Genomic DNA, 6,487 nt, shown 5'->3' on the forward strand with positions numbered 1-6,487 from the left:
TAAGCGGGCGCCTTCCGCATTTCTAAACAAGGGGTGAAAAACATGCTTGGTTTAGCGAAAGGATTATCGTATACCCTTAAAAACCTGACACGCAAAAAGGTAACCTATGACTACCCGAATGAGCCGCTTCCGCTTCCGGACCGGTTCAGGGGAATTCAAAAGTTTTACCCTGAAAAATGTATTGTCTGCAATCAGTGTGCAAATATTTGTCCAACCGATTGTATCGAGCTGACAGGGAAAAAGCATCCGGACCCTGCCAAAAAGGGGAAGATCATTGATACCTATGATATCAACTTCGAAATTTGCATCCTTTGCGACTTGTGTACAGAGGTCTGCCCAACCGAAGCGATTATCATGACCAATAATTTTGAATTGGCGGAATTTAGCCGCGATGAGCTGTTTAAAAACCTTGAATGGCTCGATGAAAATGATGAAAATATACGGAAGGTGAATAAAGCATGACGTTTTCAGGTGAGTTTTTAGCGTTTATGTCACTAGCTTTAGTTGCGGTCATCGGCGGCGTGCTTTTATTGAACCTTACCAAAGTTGTGCATATGGTTGTCGCCCTTGTATTTACATTTGTCAGCATTGCCGGAATTTATGTGCTGCTTTCAGCTGAATTCCTGGCTGCGGTCCAAATTTTGATTTACTCTGGTGCGATAACCATCGTCATGCTGTTCGGAATCATGCTGACGCGCCATAACGATACAAGCGAGCCCAAAACCGGCCGCTGGCGTAAGCTGTTAGTATTCGTGGGGGTTCTCGGCTTTGCTTTCGCGGTCTATATCGGAATATATAACCTTGATTTGCCGTCAGCGCCGAATGACCTTCATGTCAATAATACAGAGCAAATCGGAATTGAACTTTACTCAAAATTCATTATTCCGTTTGAAGTAACATCTGTCCTATTATTGGTCGCTTTGATTGGTTCCATTGTTCTGGCCAAAAAAGACGATGAAAAGGAGGCTGAAAAGGAATGAGTACAGTTCCCGTTCAAGCATACCTGGCATTGGCTTTAATCCTCTTTTGCATCGGTCTGTATGGTGCCTTGACTAAGCGCAATACTGTGATTGTCCTGATCTCAATCGAACTGATGCTGAATGCGGTTAATATTAATCTTGTGGCATTCAGTAAATATGGCATCACCCCGTCCATCACCGGACAGATTTTTACGCTATTTGTCATTGCGGTTGCCGCGGCAGAAGTGGCAGTAGGTATTGCAATCCTGATTTCTCTTTACCGTAACAAGAAGAGCGTTAACATTGATGAAATGGATGCCATGAAGCACTAAAGACACTGTGAAAAAATGCAGCCGGACTGGCTGAGAATAGAGAATTGAAAAGGCGGCCATATAGTGGCTCCCGTCTTAAAGGACCTGTTCGTAAGGTCCCAATCTGGCACGCCGTGCTATGGGGTGTGTTCAAAAAAGGGGATTGTGATAATGATGGAGAATGCATGGATCATACCGCTTTTCCCGCTTTTATCGTTTTTGTTCCTTATTTTATTCGGCAAACGGCTAAAAGAAGCGAGTGCTTATATCGGGATTCTGTTTACCCTGGCATCGCTTGTCTATTCCTTATTGGTGCTGGTTGACCGTTTTTCGGCACCAACTTATAAAGCAGAAGGCGTTTGGCTGACTATAGGGGATGTTCAGTTAACAGCGGGTTTTGAAGTTAATCAGTTAAATGCACTGATGCTGGTGATTGTATCACTTGTCAGTTTCCTGGTACATACGTATTCGAAAGGCTATATGCAGGGGGATGACCGTTTTCCTGTATTCTATGCTTATTTAGGGTTATTTACATTTGCCATGCTGGGCCTTGTCATCTCGCCTAATCTGCTTCAGACGTATTTCTTCTGGGAGCTTGTTGGACTTGGATCCTTCCTGCTGATCGGTTTCTATTTTTACAAAGAGGAAGCAAAGGCTGCGGCTAAAAAGGCATTTATCATGACCCGTATCGGAGATGTCGGTCTTTTGATCGGAATGATTCTATTATTCTGGCAGGCTGGCAGCTTTGAGTATGATGAGATTTTTGCAGCAGTTGAAGCGGGTGCCATTTCAGGCACAATGATTACGTTAACTGCGATCCTTATTTTTGTAGGGGCTGTCGGCAAATCGGGCCAGTTTCCGCTCCACACCTGGCTTCCTGACGCGATGGAAGGGCCAACGCCGGTCTCCGCATTAATCCATGCAGCGACAATGGTAGCGGCAGGTGTGTACTTAGTGGCTACGCTATTCCCGCTTTTCGCGGCAAGTGAAACAGCACTGATGACCGTTGCTGTCATTGGGGCCTTCACAGCCATCTTTGCAGCAAGCATAGGCCTGGTGCAGAAGGATATTAAGCGGGTTCTCGCTTATTCAACCGTCAGTCAGCTTGGCTATATGATGCTGGCATTGGGATCTGCCGGATATGTAGCTGGTGTATTCCATTTAATGACGCACGCCTTTTTCAAGGCTTTGCTGTTCCTTGCAGCAGGAAGTGTCATCCATGCCGTTCATACACAGAACATTGAACATATGGGAGGCCTATGGAAGAAGCTGCGCGTGACAGGCCCTCTATTCCTGATCGGAACACTGGCGATCAGCGGAGTGCCGTTATTTTCCGGATTCTTCAGTAAAGATGAAATTTTAATTGCTGCGTGGGCACATGGGAACACGGCGCTGTTCTGGCTCGCGGTAATTGCCGCGTTCTTTACGGCATTTTATATGTTCCGCCTGTTCTTTATGGTTTTCGCTGGTGAAGCTAGAAGTGATATGAATAATGTCCATGAATCACCAAGTGTTATGACCCTGCCGATGGTGGTGCTTGGGGTGCTGGCTGTAGTGGCTGGATATGTGAATACACCTTGGTTTGGAACATTTCTTGGTGATTGGCTCGTGGAAGATAACCATGCTCTGGGACATGGCCATATTGAAGGGCCAGCATGGATTATGATTGTCGCAACGGCTGTATCCCTGCTTGGAATTTTCCTTGCCTGGCTAATGTACGGCAAACGCTCGCTTTCACGCGATTGGCTGACCAGCAGAATGCCGCATTCATACAACGTTCTGTACAATAAATATTATATCGATGAATTCTATTCGCTGACCGTTGTGAATGGAGCGAAATTCATCAGTTCATTCCTGCGCTTCCTGGAAGTATTCCTGGTTGAAGGCCTTGTAAAGAGCGTAACTGGAATTGCGTCTGCACTCGGAAAACTTGGTTCAAAAATGCATAACGGCCAGATTCAGACTTATGGAACAGTAGCGTTTGTCGGCCTGGCTATTTTAGTCGTCATCTATGCGTTTACAGGGGGGTACTTAAAATGAACTTAGCTTATTTTCTATCCATTTTAGTTTTCTCCCCGCTTCTTGGTATTTTAGTGTTATCGTTCCTGCCGAGAACGCAGGAATCATTGATCAAGACAGTTGGCTTTCTGGCCACACTTCCTGCGCTGGTATTGGCGCTGATCGCTTATTTTCAATATCGGGCAGGTGAAGGCTTGGAGCAGCTGAATGAAAAAGTAAGCTGGATTCAGTTTGGCGATTCCGGCCAGCTTGGAAATCTTTTTTCCATTGATTATGAATTGGGGCTGGATGGATTCTCCCTGATCATGATTGTCCTGACAGCTGTACTTTCAACACTTGCAGCGATTGCTTCTATTCATATTAAAAAAGAATGGAAGGGCTACTTCATGCTGTTTTTGCTGCTTGAAGTCGGCATGCTGGGTGTATTTGCCGCTGAAAACCTGATTCTTTTCTTTATTTTCTTTGAAATCACATTAATTCCGACCTTCTTCCTGATCGGGAAATGGGGTTACTATGAAAAGGAAAATGCTGCATACAGCTTCCTGATCTATAACGGACTTGGATCTGCTGTTCTGCTGATTGTCATTATGGTACTGTTTGCCCGTACTGGCACAGCCAATATTGATGCTTTGATGGCCGCAATGAATGCGGATAATCCGCAGCTTGTTGCGCCAATCTCTGAAAATATGAAAATGGGCATGCTGATTGCGCTTTTAATTGCATTTGGTGTGAAGCTCCCAATATTCCCGCTGCACAGCTGGATGGTGCGGGTCCACGTACAAGCTCCGCCATCAATCGTCATGCTGCATGCAGGAGTGCTTTTGAAAATTGGGGCATTCGGTTTAATTCGCTTCGGAATGGGAATATTTCCTGAGCAATTCCAAAGCCTTGCTGTATGGCTCGCTGTTCTTGGAGTCGTGAATTTACTGTATGGAGCGTTCCTGGCGTTTGTTCAGACCGATTTTAAAATGGTGCTTGCCTACTCTTCTATTTCCCACATGGGAATCGTTTTAATCGGATTAGGAGCATTAAATGAGGCAGGAATACAGGGGGCGATTTTCCAGGTGGTTTCTCACGGTTTAATCGCAGCATTATTATTCTTCCTTGTCGGTGTCTTTTATGAACGCTTTCAAACCTCAAATATTCAAAATCTTGGCGGTTTGGCAAAAGGGATGCCGATTACGGCAGGCTTCCTGCTTGCAGGGGCTATGGCCTCCCTTGGCCTTCCTGGAATGTCAGGGTTTGTGAGTGAATTTATGGCCTTCCTTGGCCTGTTTAAAGAAATGCCGATTCTCGCGGCAAGCGGTACAATCGGAATCATTATGACAGCTGTTTACCTGCTTCGAGCGGTACTGGGTATCACATATGGCAAAGCGCATCGGGACTTTGCCGGCATAACGGATATGAAAAAGTTTGAATTCGTGCCTGTCCTGGTCTTAGTCGGCTTAATTGTCCTGATTGGTGTTTATCCAAGTGTGCTGAGCGAACCGCTGACCTCAACACTTGAAACGATCATGCTTGGGATAGGAGGGTGATGAAGGATGGATCTCGAAACATTATTATCTTATGAATGGGGCATAATGACGCCGGAGTTCATCATCCTTGGTGTTGCGACCGCTCTTTCACTAATGGATTTGTTTATGCCGAAATCCCAAAGTCGGAAAATTCTCGGCTGGGTCGGCTTTGCCGGAATACTCGCGGCTCTTGTTTCTTTACTTGGCCTTATCGGGCATAGTCCGGAATCCATTTTATTTGATACATTCAGGCTTGATTCCTTTGCAAAAGCTTTTAAGCTGCTGCTCTTAATCGGATCTGCTATGGTACTGCTTATTGCCATTGGCTATGAGCCGAATGAAGGATTGGAAGAATTCAGGGGGGAATTTTTCTATCTGTTCATGGCTGCATTACTTGGGGCAATGATTATGTCTTCAAGCGGAGATTTAATTACCCTGTTTGTGGGACTTGAGCTTCTTTCCATTTCGTCCTACATTCTGGCAGGCATGAGAAAAAGAAATCTGCATTCAAACGAATCGGCCATGAAATATGTGATCAACGGCAGTATTGCCACAGCGATCACGTTGTTCGGGATGAGTTATGTATACGGTTTAACTGGAACGACGAACTTAAAGGAAATGTCCGGATTTTTGACATCCATCTATAATGAACAGCATATTTACCTGTTAGGCCTTGCATTCTTTATGATTGTAGTGGGACTTTCCTTTAAATTGGCTACAGCGCCGTTCCATATGTGGGCACCGGATGTGTATCAGGGTGCTCCTACACCAGTAACAGCCTTTTTAAGTGTCGTTTCCAAAACTGCCGGGTTTATCATCATTATCCGCATCCTGTTCTCAATCTTTGCGAACGCACCATCAGGTGATGTACAGGGGCTTCCGATGATTCTGGCACTTCAGGATTACATTGCCTTCCTGGCAGGAGCCACGATGATTATTGGGAACTTGATTGCGCTAAGACAGCGCAATATCAAGCGTTTGTTTGCCTATTCAAGCATCGCTCAGGCCGGTTACCTGCTGGTTGTGATTGCGAGCATGTCACTGTTCATGTTTGATACGCTCTGGTTTTACCTCGGTGCCTACTTATTCATGAACCTTGGCGCTTTTGCGATCATCCAGCATGTGACACATAAATCGGGTTCAGAAGATATCAGCCAATTTGCCGGGCTTTACCGCCGCGCACCGTTCATGGCCATCGCCATGGCCATCTTCCTGCTTTCACTTGCAGGCATTCCGGGGACAGCCGGATTTATTGGCAAACTGAATATTTTCATGGGTGCATTAGTGCCGAATGAAGGCCATTATGTACTGGTATCGATTATGATCGCGACAACAGTCGTTTCTTACTTCTACTATTTCGGTGTCATGGTGCAAATGTTCTTCAGGCCGGCAGCTGATACAGGAAAAGTTAAGATTCCAGCGGCTTTAACAGCTGTTATCGGCATCAGCCTGGCAGCCACCATCCTGTTCGGAATTGCACCAAATATCGCATTTGACTTCCTACAGGGCAATTTCAATCAGTTTACTGATTTCTTTCAATAATCGTATTTAATTATGTAATTGTTTTTTTCTAAACAAATATAAGTTTTTCCACTGAGTTGATTGGAACGGAGGCCACTTGATCCTCGAAAAATGCTAACGCATTTTCTTCGTGCGGTGCTTATTCGTGGAAGCATATTCAATG

Annotated in this window: 6 protein-coding genes; all 6 read left to right on the forward strand. The window is 45.2% G+C overall.

Going from position 1 to position 6,487, the window contains the following annotated elements; all coding sequences use genetic code 11:
- Positions 1–42: 42 nt before the first annotated feature.
- On the forward strand, positions 43–462 hold the full coding sequence (gene nuoI, locus CHI10_RS05145; protein WP_095243251.1) for an NADH-quinone oxidoreductase subunit NuoI: 420 nt from the start codon (positions 43–45) through the stop codon (positions 460–462).
- On the forward strand, positions 459–980 hold the full coding sequence (locus CHI10_RS05150; protein WP_095243252.1) for an NADH-quinone oxidoreductase subunit J: 522 nt from the start codon (positions 459–461) through the stop codon (positions 978–980). The genes nuoI and CHI10_RS05150 overlap by 4 nt, the downstream gene beginning before the upstream one ends.
- A complete protein-coding gene (gene nuoK / locus CHI10_RS05155) occupies positions 977–1,291 on the forward strand; it encodes an NADH-quinone oxidoreductase subunit NuoK (RefSeq protein ID WP_035327883.1) in 315 nt (104 codons plus the stop codon). The genes CHI10_RS05150 and nuoK overlap by 4 nt, the downstream gene beginning before the upstream one ends.
- A gap of 150 nt (positions 1,292–1,441) precedes the next feature.
- The gene (gene nuoL / locus CHI10_RS05160; RefSeq protein ID WP_095243253.1) at positions 1,442–3,310 is read left to right on the forward strand and encodes an NADH-quinone oxidoreductase subunit L; all 1,869 of its coding nucleotides are present in this window, start codon (positions 1,442–1,444) and stop codon (positions 3,308–3,310) included.
- Complete coding sequence (locus CHI10_RS05165; protein WP_095243254.1) at positions 3,307–4,824, forward strand: NADH-quinone oxidoreductase subunit M; 1,518 nt, start codon at positions 3,307–3,309, stop codon at positions 4,822–4,824. Before nuoL ends, CHI10_RS05165 begins: the two co-directional genes overlap by 4 nt.
- Positions 4,825–4,830: 6 nt before the next feature.
- The gene (gene nuoN, locus CHI10_RS05170; protein WP_095243255.1) at positions 4,831–6,345 is read left to right on the forward strand and encodes an NADH-quinone oxidoreductase subunit NuoN; all 1,515 of its coding nucleotides are present in this window, start codon (positions 4,831–4,833) and stop codon (positions 6,343–6,345) included.
- Positions 6,346–6,487 lie beyond the last annotated feature (142 nt).

It is taken from the genome of Bacillus sp. 7894-2, assembly GCF_002272225.1.
GTDB lineage: Bacteria > Bacillota > Bacilli > Bacillales > Cytobacillaceae > Cytobacillus.